We start from the raw sequence: 16,749 nt of genomic DNA on the forward strand, positions 1-16,749 counted from the left end.
GCTACTCGACCTCAAGAACCCCAACCACGGCCTGCTGCTGCCGATCCTGATCTACTGCGTCGACAAAAAAGGGCGGCCCGTCCTCGGCAAACCCAGGCCGGGACCCGAGACCGCGCACTTTATCGAGCACGAGGCGTACAAAGATATCGCCCTCGTCATTCCCGCCCTCCGCGAACTCCACTACGTCACCCGTTATGATAACCCGCAGTGATCGCCCCGGCGAGCCGACTAACGGCTGACCACCATACACGCATCAGACGACTTCGGGAAAGGTGCCTTGGTGCACCGCTTACTGCAAAAGCATCGCCGCAGCAGCTTCTCCAGCGGGATCGACGGCCGCCCGATCGGCAAGTACAGCGCCGCAAAACTCCAGCTCCAACGCCGAAAGGGCTTCGTTCACAATCGCCCGAATGCGGCGCAACGGGTGATCGCGCGCCCCCGAGCCTCGAGGTCCACGTAGCTGAAGAGTTCGCCCGCCTGTCCGTCACCACCCCGCACGATTCATTCCAACCCCTTCGTGGTTAGAGTGAACCACGTACCTGAGACTGTCGCGAGCCTTTTTCAACAGCCCGCTGGATCTCCGACCAGTGAACGACGCACAGCCATCTCGCATCCAGATGGTCGACGGCGACAATCAATATTTGACGAACACGTGATGCAAAATAAAGAATCTGCCCGATTTAATGTTCGCTGCCCGCCCCTAGCCTTCGGGTAGTACGACCACTCGACGACGCCCCGAGAGCATGGCGCCAGACTAATACCGAAGTAGGAGTTTCTAATGTCGCGGAAAGTCGTTGTCACGTGTGCAGTCACCGGCGGAAGTTCTGCGGTTCTTGCGAAGCATCCAAATATCCCCAAGACGCCGTCCCAAATCGCGGAGGCCGCACTGGAAGCTGCAAAGGCTGGGGCTGCGATTGTGCACATTCACGTCCGTGAGCCTGACACGGGAGCCCCATCAAACCGAATTGAGCTCTATGAAGAGGTTGTTAAGAAGCTTAGGGACGCGGCGACGGATGTCATCATCAACTTATCCTGTGGAATGGATGGTGAACTTGAACTACATTCTTTGGACCCTGTAGTAATAGGGAAGGCTAGCACGCTTAAGAGCGCAATTGGACGCTGCTCCCATGCCCTCAAATTTCAGCCAGAACTTAGCACCTTGGATTGCGGAACGATGGCTTTTGGGGAGGCGATTTTCGTTGCGCGGATGTCCGATTTGCGAGAGATGGCGACGCTTATGCGCGAGGCCGGTGTCAAGCCCGAACTCGAATGCTTCGATTTAGGCCACATTGAAGTCGCTAAGAAACTCATCTCCGAAAACATAATTGACGGTCCCCCCCTTTTCCAATTTTGCCTCAGCACAGGGTATGGTGCTCCCGCTGTACCGAGCGCTGTGCAGGCGATGCGTGAGATTCTGCCTTCTGGGGCAGTCTGGGGTGGATTTGGCTGCGGTGCAGATGAGATGCCGATGGTTGGACAGTTGGTGGCTATGGGGGGGCACGTCCGGGTAGGTTTGGAAGATAACATTTATCTCCGACGTGGGGTGCTGGCATCCAATGCCGAGCTCGTTGACAATGCGGTTGGGATCATCGAGCGCATGGGCGCCAGCGTCGCCACACCTGCCGAAGCACGAGCAATTCTCGGCGTCAAAAAGCGCGGATGACCGCACTCGGTTTCCCGTGCAGCGAACGATGACAGCGGAATAACACCTCATGGAGGCCGCGATGGAGTCGCAAGTCGGAAGCCGCCTTGGGATTCTGGGCTTGGAACCTGGTTTGTCGATCGGCGTGACGCTGCCGGCGCCGCCGTCCGGCTCACGGTTTGGTTCAGCTACTTTCGATTTCCCCGTAGTATTTGAAACCGTCGAAGGAGTTTGGGCCGATCTTGTGATGCAGGGCGATCCTAGGCTTGAGACCGCGTTCGTGGCAGCAAGCTCGGAGGCTCGTAAAGCGAGGCGCAGTCGTAAACACCTCGGACTGCGGCTCTGCTGTCCGGCATCAGGCGGCGGTGGCTGTAAGCGTCTCGGCAATAATGTCCAGTCTCCTCCTAGTGCCGACGGCTAACTGCCCCGCAAAGCTAAACTCGCTGTTGTCACAGCTGATTTCACGAGTGTTTCGAGATGATTTGCTTGGGCTCAGTGATCAGGCCGACCGGGCGCCTTTTCCGGTTGACACTTGAGGCCGTTGCCTGAAGGGGCGCTACGTTTATGGGACGATCTTTCGTTGCTGGAGAGATAAATGACTGAGCAAAAAACACTAGGCGCTGCGAACCAGATCGCCAGGGTCACTTGCATTGGCGGCGGGCTGATTGGGGCTGGGTGGGCCGCGCATTTTATGAGGGCCGGCCTAGAGGTCGTCGTGTATGATCCAGCTGCCGAGCGGGCGACTTTTCTGAGGGAGTACCTGGCCAAGGCAATGCCGGCCCTTGCTAAGCTCGGAATGGCACCGGATGCCTCGCCTACGCGCGTGCACTTTACAACCGACATGGAGGAAGCTCTTGAGGATACGAACTTCGTTCAAGAAAGTGCGACCGAAAACATCGACGCCAAGATTAAACTGATTGGCGAAATCGATGCTCTCACGGCGCCTAATGTTGTCATCGCTTCGAGTTCTTCAGGTTTCCTCGCCGCCGATTTGAGAAGGGGAGTCCGGCATCCAGAGCGCATCCTGATTGGTCATCCCTTCAATCCACCATACCTCGTGCCTCTTGTGGAGATTGCGGGTGGCGACGCCGCCTCGCTGGCAGCGGCTGCGGCATCCGAATTTTATATATCAACAGGATGCGAAGTGGTCTCACTTGACCGGGAGATCGCCGGTTATATTGGGAATAGAATTCAATACGCGGTTTTGAGGGAAATTCTCTACATAGCGTCTCAAGGAGTAGCTGACCTTCAGGCGATCGACAGGGCTATTGCTTCTGGCCCAGCCATAAGGTGGGCTGTTATGGGCGCATCATCGGCATTATTTCTTGGGGCGCGAAACCCAACCGCTTATGGCGACTACGCAGAAGGTCTCGCCGACGAGATGGAGCGGTACCTGGCGCCGCCAGACTTCCAGCCAGACCGACAATTGATGCGAGCATATGGCGAAGACGTATTGAAAGGCATTGCCGCCAACGGCCAAGCCGAGCTCATGGAATTGCGAGATGTAGGGGTGGTGGCAATTCGAGCTGCATTGCAGCCGGCCAAGAACACCTAATCTTACTGAGTCAGAAAGTTGGACAGATCGATCTACCGCCGCTTTTGAACGGCAAGGCGCACAAACGGGCGCGGTTGGCCGAATCTGACTCTATGACAAGGTTTTTGCCCCTTGCCTGGGTGGATGGCCAATTGACTTCCGCGTTACGTCACGAGCTTGCCGCGGCCACCGCGGCGGCGAAGACCCAGAGCGTGCATTCCTTCACGCGCAAGCGGCCAGTGCGTAAACCCTGGCCAGAGAATATCGAGCGCGAGCTCGTCGTCATCGAGCCTCCCACCACTTGCACCTGCTGCGGCGGACCGCGGCTGTCGAAGCTGGGCGAGGATGTGACCGAGACGCTGGAAGAGATCCCGCGCCGGTTCAAACTGATCGAGACGGTGCGTGAAAAGTTCACCTCCCGCGACTGCGGGAAGATCAGCCAGCCGCCGGCGCCGTTCCATGCCACGCCACGCGGCTTCATCGGCCCGCAGCTGCTGGCGACGATCCTGTTCGACAAGTTCGGCATGCATTCTCCACTCAACCGCCAGAGCGCGCGCTTCAAGGCCGAGGGGATCGACTTGCCGCTGTCGACACGGCCGATCAGGTCGGCCTTGATCCGCTAAAGTTCTGGAGGAGATGCGTGCTGTGCAGGCCGGCGGCAATCTCGCGCAACTTGCTCTTGGTGGCCATTGGGACAGCTTCCGCTTGCAGGAGACGATGACAGGGCGTCGGCGGTGGATGATAGCGCTTGGTTACCTTCGCCCCGTCGCGCTGCTTGGCAGCAGCTTGAACGAGGGGTCCGTAGAGCCGCGTGATGGCCCTAGCCGCCGCCAGACCTTCGAAGCGCCGATAGCCCAAGAGCTTCCGTACAACGGCGCCATTTTTCTGCTCTATCCACGCTTGGTCGTTCTTGCGGTAGGGCCGCGAGCAGGTGAGTTCGATGCCGTGACCCAGGAAATATTCGATCAGCTTGTTGTTGACGAACTCGCTACCGTTGTCCACATCCAGCGCGCTCAGAGCGAAGGGTAAGCCCGCGCGGATACGCTCGAGCGTTTCAACCACGAGGGTGCCTTCTCGAACGAGGATGGGCGCGGTCTCCGTCCATCCGCTGGCGATATCGGTCAGAACCAGGCTGTGAACGTGACTGCCGCGGTTGACCTCCCCGGAATGAGCCACCAGATCCATGCTGCCGGGAAGCGGCTCATTCCATTCAGCAAAGGTGCGCATTTTGATGCGCCGCCGGGCTCCGGCACAACTCTCGGCTTTTTCGAACGGCCCTTGCGCCTCGGCATCTGGAGCAAGCGGCCGATCGTGGCGGCGCTCACCATCCGCATGGCATGCGTCATCTTCGTCTTCATGATCCCTCGTTCATGGCGAGGCATTATGCCGGAATGCGCCTTCACGGGGTAACACTTTAGGTGAGGCAACGAAGCCGCTCGGTAACAATCTCCGTGTGGCAATGCGACAGTCCTCGATCGCATCCCATGGCTCGTGACATAACGATGGGGCGCAGACGCCCCGAAACGAACCCGCCGACCGCAACCTCCAAACCCCGCTTGCCATCACGACGGATCACCGCCGGCGCCCGATGAGGAGGGGGAAACGCACCGCAAAGCGACCAGATCGCCACTTCAGGCCGCCGATAGCTCATCGCCGTGTATTAAATGGGCTGGATCTGCCGACCAGCGACCACAGCCAGCCATCTGTCTTCGAGATAGTCGGCAGCGACAATAAATATTTGACGGGCACCTGAGACGCATGAAGAATCCGCCAGATTTAACGATCGGCCGCCACCCCCTGTTTGGTGATCAACAAAGTTATCAAACGTCACTAGGAGTGTAAAATGAGCTACTTCGCGATTCTGTTCTTGAGACGGCACACCCGCCTGTGCGCCTCACGATCCCAAGAAAGCTTGACCTGTTCGTGGTCACAGGAGGCTATTTCCCTCTATTATCCTGGGGGCCAACGGTCATGTTGCACATAGTGTGACGTGCCATCATGGCATAATATCGGTCGTCTACCGTCTGGACCTCGCCCCGAACAATCCCTTTGCGAGCATTCGTGGAACTCTATCGGTCGGGTCAACGGCTTCGTCTTTTTTGGGGGGAAGACTACCTGTGGGGCAGACAACACGCCTATGTTTTGCGGCGTGTCAGCGAATCCATCGGCGAGAGCGTCTCAATGCGACCTTGCACGAGTGCTTTCGCTCACCCAAGCCGACGAGGCGTTCGTTGCACTCGAGCGGAACTCGGGCTCGCACTGTGCTCGGCCATCCGCGATTACGTCGTGAGACGATGGACGTGACGCTGGATGTCTCCACGCACATTCTGATCCGGTGGGATCCATCTCCACAGCGATGGGTGCTGTAACCGTGATTATGGTCCGTTCGCAAGCACAGCGGCGCAGCCCTAGGAAAAGTAAATGCACAGACTTGAACGTTTTCTTCGCCCAAAGTCGATAGCAGTTTTCGGCGGCGAAGCGGCTGCCGCTGTTGTCGCGCAGTCTATCAGATTGGGTTTTGCTGGCCAGATTTGGCCCGTGCATCCGTCGAAGGATAAGGTCGGAGATCGACAGGTTTACCGGTCCGCCGCCGATCTTCCCGCCGCTCCAGACGCGGCGTTCATCGGCGTGAATCGGAATCTTACGGTAGAGGTCGTTAAAGGTCTGGTCGAACGCGGTGCGGGCGGGGCCGTCTGTTATGCTGCTGGTTTCAGCGAGACTGGAGCTCTTGACGAAGACGGCAAGCGCCTGCAGGCCGAACTCGTTGTTGCGGCCGGCGAAATGCCGATCATCGGTCCGAATTGCTACGGGATGATCAACTATGCCGACGGTGCGCTTTTGTGGCCGGACGAACATGGTGGCGTCAGGTTGCCTGAGAGCGGCCGGGGCGTTGGTATTATTACCCAGTCATCGAGCATCGCCATTAACATCACGATGCAAAAGAGGGGTCTTCCGATCGCTTTCATAATGACCGCCGGCAACCAGGCGCAGACGGGGCTTTCGGAGATGGCGTTGGGGCTGGTCGAGGACGACCGCGTCACCGCGCTAGGGTTGCATATAGAGGGCTTCGAATCCGTGGCCGGCTTCGAACGGCTCGCCGCCCGCGCACGGGAACTCAGGAAGCCGATTGTGGCGTTAAAAGTTGGCCGTTCCGAGCAAGCGCAGCGGGCGACGGTATCGCACACCGGTTCGCTTGCTGGCTCGGATGCCGCATCCGGTGCCTTTCTGAGGCGGCTTGGAATCGCGCGGGTTGAATCCATTCCCATTCTCATCGAAACTCTGAAGCTTTTGCACGTGACTGGCCCTCTGCCTGGCTATCGCTTGTCGTCGATGAGTTGCTCGGGCGGGGAAGCTTCCGTAATGGCTGATAGCGCGGAAGGCCGTCGCGTACATTTCCCACCGCTAGATGTTGACCAATCGGCGAAACTGAGAGCGACACTAGGGCCGCTGGTCGCGATTGCCAATCCGCTCGACTATAACACGTTCATCTGGAGCAATGAGCCAGCTTTGATCGAGACCTTCACCGCTATGGTCTCGGGTGACTTCGACCTGAACCTGCTGGTTCTCGACTTCCCACGAGATGACCGATGTCTGGGTGCCGACAGGTTCACGGTAGCGCGCGCCTTCGAAACGGCGTTGAAGAACACGCGTGCGCGAGGCGCGATCATTTCGACGCTGCCCGAGAACATGCCTGAAAACTACGCTGCCCAGATGATCGGTTCAGGTGCGGTGCCATTGTCTGGCTTCTCCGAAGCGATGAGCGCTGTTGAGGCGGCGGTTTTCGTTGGGGCGGCTTGGCGTAGGCCACAACCTGAATCGATTGGTGCATCTCCTCACATGGTGACCGCAAACAAACGCCTCATTCTCGATGAAGCGGAGACGAAGGCGCGACTAATCAATGCCGGTTGTCCGGTCCCTAAGGGTGTGCGCGCAGGAGACCCGGACGAGGCGGGGGCGTTTTCCGAGGCGATTGGCTTTCCGGTGGCCGTTAAGGCTCTTGGCGTTGCTCACAAGTCGGAGCTCGGCGCTGTTAGGCTGAACCTCAAGGACGCCGAATCCGTCAGCGCCGCCGCGCATGAGCTTCTGCCGCTCGGCACCGGGCTCTATGCCGAGCGCATGGTGCGCGACGCTGTCGCCGAGCTGATCGTCGGATTCACCCGCGATCCGATGTTCGGCGCGGTGATGACGCTCGGCACTGGCGGCGTGCTGGTCGAGCTGTTTCGCGACAGCGTGACCCTGATGCTGCCGGCGACGCGCGACGACATCGAGGCGGCATTGCGTGGGCTCAAGCTCTATCCTCTCCTCGAAGGCTATCGCGGCCGGCCCAAGGCCGACGTCAATGCCGCCATCGACGCCATCGCCGGCATTGCCGACTTCGTGCAGAAGAACGAAGGCGAGATCGAGGAACTCGACATCAACCCGCTGATCGTGTGCGCCGAAGGCAAGGGCGCCTGGATCGCGGACGCCCTGCTCGTGCTTGGAGAGAGGAAAAATGGCTGACGTTATCACCACCCGCTGCGAAAACGCGATCCTCGAAGTCACGCTAGATCGGCCGAAGGCCAACGCCATTGATCCCACGACCTCGCGGATAATGGGCGAGACGTTCAAGGTGTTCCGCGACGATCCGGAACTGCGTGTTGCCATCGTCAAAACCGCCGGCGACAAGTTCTTCTGCGCCGGCTGGGACCTGAAAGCGGCGGCAGCCGGTGACACCGGCGAGAGCGACTCGGATGGCTTCGGCGTCGGCGGCTTTGGTGGGCTGCAGGAATTGCCTGACCTCAACAAGCCGGTGATCGCCTGTGTCAACGGCATGGCAGTAGGCGGCGGCCTCGAGCTGGCGCTGTCCTGCGACCTCATCTACGCCTCGGACCATTCCTCCTTCGCGCTGCCCGAAATTCGCGCCGGCACGCTGGCCGACGCCGCGACGATCAAGCTGCCGAAGCGCATTCCCTACCACATCGCCATGGACCTTCTGTTCACCGGCCGCTGGATGGATGCCGACGAGGCGCGGCGCTGGGGCCTGGTTAACGAAGTGCTGCCCAAGGAAAAGCTCGAGGACCGCGTCTGGGAGATCGCGCGGCTGCTCGCCAGCGGCCCGCCGCTAGTCTTCGCGGCGATCAAGGAGACCGCACGGGTGGCCGAGGCGCTGACTTTCCAGGACGCGATGCACAGGATGGCACGACGGGAACTTGTAACAGTCAACAGGCTGTCGGCCTCCGAGGACAGTAGGGAGGGTTACATCGCCTTCGCCGAAAAGCGCAAGCCGGTTTGGAAGGGCAGGTGATGGGGTGCAGGAACATAGTAGTGGCCGGGTCTCGCTGTACGGAATTTGTGTCGTCCTCCCAAAGGCAAGTTCGATCTAACTAGGGGTAATCCGAATGGATCTCGCTTTCACAGACGAAGAGACTGCATTTCGTATAGAAATAAAAAAATACCTTCGCGACAACGTTCCGTCTGACATACAGCGCAAATTGCTGGAAGGCCATAAACTCTCGAAAAGCGAGATGGTTGCTGGTGCGCGTGTCCTAAATAAGCTCGGTATACCAAATTGGCCGAAGCAATATGGAGGTGCTGGGTGGACACCTGTTCAACATTACATATTCGAGGAGGAGGTACAAGCCTATCCTGCGCGGACGACTTACGATTACGGCGCTGCTCTGGTCGCGCCAGTAATATACACGTTCGGCAATGAGGTACAAAAGAAGTATTACCTTCCGCGTATTGCTAATGTGGACGACTGGTGGTGCCAAGGCTTTTCCGAGCCGGGCGCAGGCTCGGACCTCGCTTCGCTCAGGACACGGGCCGTGCGCGATGGTGACCATTACCTCGTCGAAGGCCAGAAGATCTGGACTTCAGCGGCACAATACGCAGATTGGATGTTCTGTTTGGTTAGAACGAATCCCGATGTGAAGAAGCAGCAGGGCATCTCGTTCCTTCTGATCGATATGAAGTCGCCCGGCATTACAGTGCGACCGATCCAGTTAATCGACGGCGGCCATGATGTTTGTGAGGTATTTCTTGACGGCGTGCGTGTTCAGACTGAGAATCTCGTTGGCGAAGAGAACAAGGGTTGGGACTATGCCAAATATCTTCTTGGAAACGAGCGCGCTATCGACGCCTCGGTAGGCATTTGCAAGGCGCGCATCCAGCGCATCAAGGAACTAGCGGCTCGCACTGGTCTTGGCGGTGGGAGGCTTGCGGACCAAGCTGCGTTTCGAGAAAAGGTTTGCGCTGTAGAAGTCCAGCTTAAGGCGCTCGAGATGACCCAGCTGCGCGTGGTCGCCGAGGCACCAATGCAACAGAGTGGCGCGCAAGATGCTGCAAGTTCGATCCTCAAGCTCAAGGGCTCCGAAATCGAACAGGCGACAGCCGAGCTACTGATGGATTTGGTCGGCCCCTACGCCCTTCCCTACTTTTCAGAAAAGGAAAGAATGACGGGAGACACGCCAAACATCGGCCCGGGCTGGGCCGCCATGATAGCTCCAGCTTATTTCTCCAGCCGGGCGGCATCCATCTATTCGGGCTCCAGCGAGATTCAGAAAAACATCATCGCCAAGGCGATCCTCGGCTTGTGAACCTTTGAGGATCTAACGCGAGGCTTAGGAGTATTCCAGCGTGAACTTTGACTTATCAGACGAACAAAGGCTTCTTCAAGACAGCGTCGAACGGCTAATTGCAGATTGGTACACGTTTGACCATCGCAGAAGCTACCAAGAGGATAAGGCGGGTTACAGTGAAGCTATGTGGGCACGCTATGCCGAGTTAGGTCTTCTTGCGTTGCCCTTCGCCGAGAAACATGGCGGATTCGGTGGAGGTGCCATTGACATCATGACCGTCATGGAGGCCTTCGGCAAGGCGTTGATCCTCGAGCCCTATTTCGCCACCGTGGTCCTTGCAGGCGGTGTCCTTCGCTACGGAGCCAGCGAGCAGCAAAAAATGGACATCATCCCGCAAATTGCGAAAGGCAGCATGAAACTTGCCTTCGCTTATGCGGAGCCACAGTCGCGTTACGATCTCTTCGACGTCGAGACGAAGGCTACGAGAGACGCGGACGGTTGGACTCTAAATGGTGCCAAGGGGCTAGTCCTCTGTGGTGATGCGGCCGACAAGATCGTCGTTACGGCGCGAACGGCCGGTGACACACGGGACACGGATGGGATCGGCTTGTTCCTAGTTGATGCAGAAGCGCCCGGCCTGGCACGCCGCGGCTATGCAACACAGGACGGTCTCCGTGCGGCCGAGATCACACTACACAACGTGCCAGTCCGATTCGCCCAGGTTATTGGAGATCCGGCAGGGTCGTTGCCAATTATCTCGCGTGTGGCTGACGAGGCTGTTGCAGCTCTCTGTGCGGAAGCGGTCGGATGCTTCATCAAGATGCAAACCATCACAGTCGACTATCTCAAGACCCGGGAGCAATTCGGTAGGAAGATCGGCACCTTTCAAGTGCTGCAGCACAGCGCTGTCGACATATTAGTCGAATTGGAGCAGTCACGTTCCATGGCTATGTACGCTGCCATGATGGTTAGTGAATGCGACGCCACTAAGCGCGAGCGAGCGGTATCGGCGGCGAAAGTGCAGATCGGCAGGTCGGCAAAGGCGATAGGCCACCAGTCGATCCAACTCCATGGCGCCATCGGGATGACAATGGAGTACAGTATTGGTCATTATTTCAAGCGTGCTGCAATGATCGAAAGGCTATTTGGCGATGGAGACCATCATCTGAGGAGGCTTGCGGCGCTGGGTGGCCTCATTGATCCCCACTGAATTGAACCAGATCATCCACTTCCGGCAAAAGGTGATCACATCGCGACGCAATTCCTCCATTTTAGCGCGGGCGTCGTCAAGCTAAGGAACCAGTGCGCGTTCAGGCATTCCGTCCTCAACTTGCCGTTGAACGATTAGATGAATGCTTTGTCCGTCGGCTTTCCCGGCCGGGAGAAGTGCTGTTCAAGACCTCTCTGGTAGGCCCACAGGTTGAGGTCGCGAGAGATTAACTCGGAGCTCTGGTCGATCCGGATCGTCTCCGGATATCCGGCCTTGCGATATGCTCCTTCGAGAGCCGCGATCACATTCTCGCCAGGGTAGCTGAACCGCGGATCGACCGGCGGCGGGAAGCGCGAGAGGGACGACAGCGAGAACGCGGGCCCAGTAATGGCTCGTTGCGCAGGTTCCAAAAAATCAGGCATACCGGCAAAGAATTAAAAAAATGGCGGCGACATCGTCGCGACGCACTTTTGGGCGCACAACTGCCAAGACTTATTTCGCCAGCCACCGCTGCCGCTTCCGACGTGAAACCGGCCACCATTCTCAGTCGCCTACCACCGGGTTCCCCGGCTGTAAACCTCTTGCCATGGCCAACCTGCTATCCTCGATGACTGGAGACCGGAGGACCGGAAAAACTCAATGACGACCAACCGCCGCGATCTCCCGGAGATCATTGAGGAACGCTACGAACGACGCTCAACCACCGTCACAAGTCAGGTTCCTGTGATCGCTGGTGGGAGATTATTGCAAACCCAACCTTGGCCGACGCCATCCTGGATGGCCTCGTTGGCAATGCCTATCGCATCGATCTCACCGGTGAAAGCATATGCGAAAACAGCGCCCGCCACTCGTACCCGAAAACACCGAATGTTGACCTTAAACAAACCCCAACCCAAACATCAACGAGACCCTGGATCAGTCCGAAAAATGGCCCCCTTCAAATCGGAATGGTCGCCGAATGAATCGGAATACGCAACCCGCAATCCTAAACTAGAAATTAATGTGTATCTTAGAATACGACGTGCAAATATTGGGTCACAATAATTCTCAAAAATTCAAACCGTCTCCAAGCGAAAACGGGTAGCGTTCTCCGCAGCACTCTGTGACTGGAGGAAAGCGATAGATCATGTTACTCGTCCGCTGCCCCATGCCCAAATGGACCTCCCGGTATATCCCGCCGATCCCGAATTTTGTAAGCTCAACGCCGCGCTTGATCGCGAGCGGTGGACATTTTTTGCCTGTGCCATTCGATCCATTTTGCCACACAGCGAAACGATTCAGATCGTTCAGTCGACCACGAGCATCCTTGCAATGACCGCTGAGGGTTTCGAAGGCCAAGGCAGGGGCTAAACTCTTCGAGGAGGCCGCAGGCGTAAATGCCGAAGCTGGCACGAGTTCACGACGTTGCCGGTCTGGAGATTGACTCGGGGCAGTCGATGCAATCGACGCCAAACTAGTAGCTAATGAATACTATGGAACCTTAGAAGTTTGGACCAGATCACGCAGTAGCTGATCGCTGAACTGCAAACCCTTGCGGAGGTAGTGAGTTGGTGACGACAAGGCCCCTTTCGAATGTGCGGGTGCTCGACTTCGGGCAGTATCTCGCAGGACCGCTCGTCGGCTTGATGCTGGCCGACCTTGGCGCCGAAGTCATCCGGATCGATCCGCCCCACGGCATTGCCTTCGACAACCCGGCCTTTGACATGATCTCCCGGGGAAAGCAGTGCTTGACTCTCGACCTCAAGTCGAAGGAGGGTCGGGCCGTCGCCATTGAACTGGCACGGCGTTCTGATGTTGTCATCGAGAACTTCCGCCCCGGGGTGATGCAACGCCTGGGGCTTGGCGCCGACGTGCTAAGCGCGGCGAACGACGGGTTGATCTATCTTTCGCTGCCCGGCTTCGCCTCCACTGATCCCGCGCTTCGCGATCTCGCCGCGTGGGAGGCGGTGATCGCCGCCTATACCGGGCAGTTCACCGACATGGGCCTCAATCGTCGCCTCATGGGGATCAACCCGTCCTTCTCGCCTCTGACGCTCGCCTCGGCTTATGGCGCCAGCTTCGGCGCGCACGCGGTGCTATTCGCGCTGTACGCCCGAGATAGGAACGGCGGCGATACAATTGAAGTGCCGCTCGCCTCCGCTTTGCTCGAGGGATTGGTTTACAATTGCCTCGAGATGGAGAACTTCCCGAGTCGATACAAGTCGCCGCGCGAACTGGAACTGGAGCGCAGGTTGAGGGATAACCTGCCGCTCAATCTTCAATTCGGCGAGTTGTCGGAGTTTCTCGATCCGTTTTACAGAAACTATACCTGCGCGGACGGCCGCGGCTTCTACCTGGTGTCGACTTCGATCTCGGGCCACCCCAAGCGGGCTTTGGAGGTTCTGGGGCTGACCGAACTTGCGGAGGGCCTGCCGGATTTTTCCGCCTACCTCGACGTTGCGGACTGGCCTTCCGAGTGGACGCAGCGTGCCTCTCCCGTCGGGCCCAGCGACCGGCATCGGATTTCAGCCGCGATGAAGCAGGCGTTCCTGACTAAGCCATCGCACGAATGGGAGGCTCTGTTCGGCGCGGCGCGGGCGCCCGCCACCGCGCAACGTTTCTCAGAGGAGTGGCTAGCTGACCCCCATGCACTTGCCTCGGGGCTTATCTTGGAAGTCGAGGATACCCGCCGCGGGCGCATGTACCAGATGGGCAATGTCGCCTGGCTGATCAATGATACCGGCGCGGCCGACAAGCGCGGCCCCATCCCGGCCGACCTGCAAAGGCTGCTCTCCGAGCCTGTACGCAAAGGCGGCGGCAAGGAAGGGCGAGGCGGCTGGCTCAACGGCTTGAAGGTCCTCGACCTAACCAACGTAATCGCCGGCCCGACTATCGGATCGACGCTCGTTCGCTACGGAGCGCAAGTCACCACGCTACAGCCCGTCGACCCCTCGGCCGACCCCTCGAATTCCGTGATTTGCGGCCTGCAGGCGCAGCGTGGAAAAGAAAGCATCCTCGTCAACCTTCGAAAAGAGGCGGGACAGGAAGTGCTGCACAGGCTCCTGGCGCAGGTCGATGTCGTCATCGTCAACGCAACCGACGCGCAATGCGCTCGACTCAATCTCACTGCGGACGGGCTTGCCGCAATCAATCCGCGGCTCATCATGGTCCAGCTCGACGCTTGGGGCGGCCTGCGGCGGGGCCCGAAATCCGACCATCTAGGCTATGACGACACCGTTCAGGCGGCAACTGGCATCATGATGCGCTTCGGCGGCGGCATGCAGACGCCGGAGGAGCACGCACATGCCGGCACGATCGACGTGCTCGGCGGCTTCTGCGGCTGCATCGCCCTCGGCGCCGCACTGCTTCGCAGGCAGGACACTGGCAAAGGCGGCGTGGCACGCACTTCGCTGGCCGCCGCTAGCAGCCTGATACAGGCTCAATTCATGTACGACTACGCCGGTAGGGCGCCGTTTGACGAACCTTCAGGACGCCAGGTGATCGGCTGGGGGCCTTTTTACCAGTGCTACGAGGCTTCGGACGGCTGGATCTTCTTTGCTGCCCCAACGGAGCGTTTTGGCGCGCTGACACGAGTTTCGGAGTTGGCGGACCTTGCGCAGTTTTCGGAAGCGGAGCTGAAGCCGAAACTGGCGGAACGCTTCAGGAGCCGCCCCGCGATGTTTTGGCGCAGAAATATCAAAGGGAAGAGTTCGGCAGTGCCGCTCGGATCGCTCAAGAAGACACACGATGCCGCTCTCGTCCACGAGAGCGATGGCGATCTCGATATATCTCGGGCGACCTACCGCGTCGTCCGCCATAACACGCACCCGATGGGGCGTTGGGTCGACCTCGTGCCGCCAAATGCAGTGCGGCCGCGAAACAGCAAGATAACCATACCGGGACCGATGTCCAAATATGGCAGTCATACGCGATTGGTTCTCGGGCGCCTGGGCTATTCAAGCGGCGAGATTGACGCCATGATCGCGGAAGGCGTGGCGGGCACCAGTTGGTCGGAGAAATATCTGCCGGACTGACATCTGGCAGACGCGTCAGCTATCAACCCCGAAGCTTCGATCGAAAGAGTGGAGCAGCGACAGTGAGCACATAGCGGGATCGGGAAGACCTTCTTCCATTCGCCAAATGGCTGGTTGGCGATGGGGAGAATGGACCTGCGCTCGTATCTGGCGGAGATGAGTTCGCAGAGCACGCTTCGGCGAGATGACGCGTCAGGGGTTTGGCCTGGTCGCGCTGACTGGTGATGTGTGATGAAGGCTTTATGGCCGGGCATCAGTAGCTCGCCGTGGTCGCGCGCCACTAGGTGATCATAGGGCGTTCTGCCACACTTCTCCCAGCAACAAAACTCTCGCGGCCGAGAATGACATGAGGGTGTCGATGTCGGAATAGAAAAGCCGGGGATGATAGCCGATAATCCAGCGGCTGGTTGGCAACAGTGACGGGTTGCCGATATCACCATCTGGCTGAGGAGTTTACTTTCCTTGCCGCTGTGCTTGACGCCTTTAGCCGCAGGGTGGTCCGGTGGAGTTTGGATACGCATCTCAGAGCAAGCCTTGCCATTGAGGCCCTCAAGATGGTCATCCCCAATCGCCAGCCTGCTCCTGGGGATCTCGTGCACCATCCCGATCGCGGAGTTCAAGGCAGATTCAACCGGTCGTCGCAACACCTCGATCATATCTTGTTTGAGCAACTAGTCGAGAGCCACTGCAGGTGTGCGCCAATCCAGCGTCTTGCGAGGCCCGGTATTCAGAGCATCGGCTACAGCGCTGAGTTCATTGGTCCCGTGCTGGCTGAGATCCGTGCCTTTCGGAAAGTACTGACGCAGCAAGCCGTTGGTGTTTTCTTTGCTGCCGCGCTGCCAAGGGCTTTGAGGGTCGCAGAAGTAGATCTTCAGTCCAGTCTCGATACGGAGCTGTGCATGCTGCGCCATCTCCGCGCCCTGGTCCCAAGTCAAGGATCGGCGCAGGTGCCCTGGTAGTTCCATGATGGTCCCGGGATGGCGTCGCGGACCGCTTCGGGGCCGTGCCCGGCAAGAGCCGAGCCGTTTTTGACAGACTTATCCTTCCTGGCGTTCCATGCGCGGCAGGTGCAGGAGCATTGTGAACCGTGTCGTACGTTCGACTAGCGTGCCGATCGCTGGGCTGCCGAGACCGAGAATGAGATCACCCTCCCAGTGGCCTGGCACCGCTCTGTCGCCTATTTCTGGGTAGTGTGCTGAGAGTTCTGCAAATTCGCCGAGAGAGGGCGGTCATGGCAGGCTGGTGATGTTCAACGTCACCTGATTCCCGCGAAGGAACGCCACCATGACCAAGACAGAAGGTAAATCCGCCAGCGCTGCCGTCAAAGACATTCTGCTTTCGAACCCGGATGGGCTGCACGAAGTGATCCGTGCGGTGATGCAGGAGGTGCTCGAGGCCGAGATGGACGAGGCGCTGGGTGCTTCGAAGAGCGAGCGCACGCCGGAGCGGCTGGGCTATCGCTCGGGCTATTACGGCCGCACCCTTGTCACGCGGGTCGGCAAGCTTGAGCTGCGTGTTCCGCAAGACCGGGCCGGCCGCTTCTCGACCGAACTGTTCGAACGTTACCAGCGTTCCGAGCGCGCCTTGGTGGCGACGCTTGCGGAGATGTATGTTCAGGGCGTGTCGACCCGCAAGGTGAAGGCGATCACGGAAGAGCTGTGCGGCCATGCCTTCTCGGCCTCGTCGATCTCGGCCATCAACAAGCGGCTCGACGAGAGCCTGAAGGCCTTTGCCGAGCGGCCGCTGCAAGAGCCCTTTGCCTACCTCATCCTCGACGCCCGCTACGAGAAGGT

Annotated in this window: 9 protein-coding genes and 6 pseudogenes; 11 read left to right on the forward strand and 4 right to left on the reverse strand. The window is 58.8% G+C overall.

Annotated features, from left to right (window positions below; genetic code table 11):
• Window positions 1-211, forward strand: a pseudogene (locus tag YU3_RS41445) (YecA family protein); the annotation flags it as partial.
• A gap of 95 nt (window positions 212-306) precedes the next feature.
• On the opposite strand, the pseudogene YU3_RS40065 reads toward YU3_RS41445, so the two are convergent.
• Window positions 307-498, reverse strand: a pseudogene (locus YU3_RS40065) (IS5/IS1182 family transposase); the annotation flags it as partial.
• A gap of 280 nt (window positions 499-778) precedes the next feature.
• Here YU3_RS40065 and YU3_RS0133145 point away from each other — a divergent pair.
• The 3 genes and pseudogenes from YU3_RS0133145 to YU3_RS38130 form a co-directional block, all read left to right on the forward strand.
• A complete protein-coding gene (locus tag YU3_RS0133145; RefSeq protein ID WP_027170196.1) occupies window positions 779-1,663 on the forward strand; it encodes a 3-keto-5-aminohexanoate cleavage protein in 885 nt (294 codons plus the stop codon).
• 574 nt (window positions 1,664-2,237) lie between these two features.
• A complete protein-coding gene (locus YU3_RS0133150) occupies window positions 2,238-3,197 on the forward strand; it encodes a 3-hydroxyacyl-CoA dehydrogenase NAD-binding domain-containing protein (protein WP_027170197.1) in 960 nt (319 codons plus the stop codon).
• A 152-nt stretch (window positions 3,198-3,349) separates the two neighbouring features.
• A pseudogene (locus YU3_RS38130) lies at window positions 3,350-3,769 on the forward strand (IS66 family transposase zinc-finger binding domain-containing protein); the annotation flags it as partial.
• Window positions 3,770-3,776: 7 nt separating this feature from the next.
• Here YU3_RS38130 and YU3_RS38135 read toward each other — a convergent pair.
• Window positions 3,777-4,403: a DDE-type integrase/transposase/recombinase gene (locus tag YU3_RS38135; protein ID WP_198021762.1), complete on the reverse strand. Its 627-nt coding sequence runs from the start codon at window positions 4,401-4,403 to the stop codon at window positions 3,777-3,779.
• 1,194 nt (window positions 4,404-5,597) lie between these two features.
• Between YU3_RS38135 and YU3_RS38140 the strand changes: the two genes are divergently transcribed.
• From YU3_RS38140 to YU3_RS0133190, 4 genes are all read left to right on the forward strand, one after another.
• Window positions 5,598-7,676 (forward strand): acetate--CoA ligase family protein, encoded by a 2,079-nt coding sequence (locus YU3_RS38140; RefSeq protein ID WP_036260172.1) that lies wholly within the window; start codon window positions 5,598-5,600, stop codon window positions 7,674-7,676.
• Window positions 7,669-8,460 (forward strand): carnitinyl-CoA dehydratase, encoded by a 792-nt coding sequence (locus tag YU3_RS0133180; protein ID WP_027170200.1) that lies wholly within the window; start codon window positions 7,669-7,671, stop codon window positions 8,458-8,460. Before YU3_RS38140 ends, YU3_RS0133180 begins: the two co-directional genes overlap by 8 nt.
• 94 nt (window positions 8,461-8,554) lie before the next feature.
• Window positions 8,555-9,751 (forward strand): acyl-CoA dehydrogenase family protein, encoded by a 1,197-nt coding sequence (locus tag YU3_RS0133185; protein ID WP_027170201.1) that lies wholly within the window; start codon window positions 8,555-8,557, stop codon window positions 9,749-9,751.
• A 40-nt stretch (window positions 9,752-9,791) separates the two neighbouring features.
• Window positions 9,792-10,943, forward strand: a complete 1,152-nt coding sequence (locus YU3_RS0133190; protein ID WP_027170202.1) for an acyl-CoA dehydrogenase — start codon at window positions 9,792-9,794, stop codon at window positions 10,941-10,943.
• Window positions 10,944-10,985: 42 nt separating this feature from the next.
• On the opposite strand, the pseudogene YU3_RS38145 reads toward YU3_RS0133190, so the two are convergent.
• A pseudogene (locus YU3_RS38145) lies at window positions 10,986-11,311 on the reverse strand (integrase core domain-containing protein); the annotation flags it as partial.
• 283 nt (window positions 11,312-11,594) lie between these two features.
• On the opposite strand from YU3_RS38145, the pseudogene YU3_RS40070 reads away from it, so the two are divergent.
• Window positions 11,595-11,770 (forward strand): annotated as a pseudogene (locus YU3_RS40070) (ATP-binding protein); the annotation flags it as partial.
• 723 nt (window positions 11,771-12,493) lie between these two features.
• Window positions 12,494-14,956, forward strand: a complete 2,463-nt coding sequence (locus tag YU3_RS0133200) for a CoA transferase (protein ID WP_027170204.1) — start codon at window positions 12,494-12,496, stop codon at window positions 14,954-14,956.
• A gap of 671 nt (window positions 14,957-15,627) precedes the next feature.
• On the opposite strand, the pseudogene YU3_RS40080 reads toward YU3_RS0133200, so the two are convergent.
• Window positions 15,628-16,140 (reverse strand): annotated as a pseudogene (locus tag YU3_RS40080) (IS30 family transposase); the annotation flags it as partial.
• A gap of 100 nt (window positions 16,141-16,240) precedes the next feature.
• On the opposite strand from YU3_RS40080, the gene YU3_RS0133210 reads away from it, so the two are divergent.
• Window positions 16,241-16,749: IS256 family transposase (locus tag YU3_RS0133210; RefSeq protein WP_027170205.1), on the forward strand; the 509-nt coding region annotated here is incomplete at its 3' end.

This window comes from Mesorhizobium sp. WSM3224 (assembly GCF_000427725.1).
In the GTDB taxonomy this organism is placed as follows: Bacteria; Pseudomonadota; Alphaproteobacteria; order Rhizobiales; family Rhizobiaceae; genus Mesorhizobium.

Excerpts from the sequence above, each read along its gene's own strand:
- YU3_RS0133145 (WP_027170196.1), top strand. The coding sequence starts at position 779 with ATGTCGCGGAAAGTCGTTGTCACGTGTGCAGTCACCGGCGGAAGTTCT.
- YU3_RS0133150 (WP_027170197.1), top strand. The coding sequence starts at position 2,238 with ATGACTGAGCAAAAAACACTAGGCGCTGCGAACCAGATCGCCAGGGTC.
- YU3_RS38135 (WP_198021762.1), bottom strand. The coding sequence starts at position 4,403 with ATGCGCACCTTTGCTGAATGGAATGAGCCGCTTCCCGGCAGCATGGAT.
- YU3_RS38140 (WP_036260172.1), top strand. The coding sequence starts at position 5,598 with ATGCACAGACTTGAACGTTTTCTTCGCCCAAAGTCGATAGCAGTTTTC.
- YU3_RS0133180 (WP_027170200.1), top strand. The coding sequence starts at position 7,669 with ATGGCTGACGTTATCACCACCCGCTGCGAAAACGCGATCCTCGAAGTC.
- YU3_RS0133185 (WP_027170201.1), top strand. The coding sequence starts at position 8,555 with ATGGATCTCGCTTTCACAGACGAAGAGACTGCATTTCGTATAGAAATA.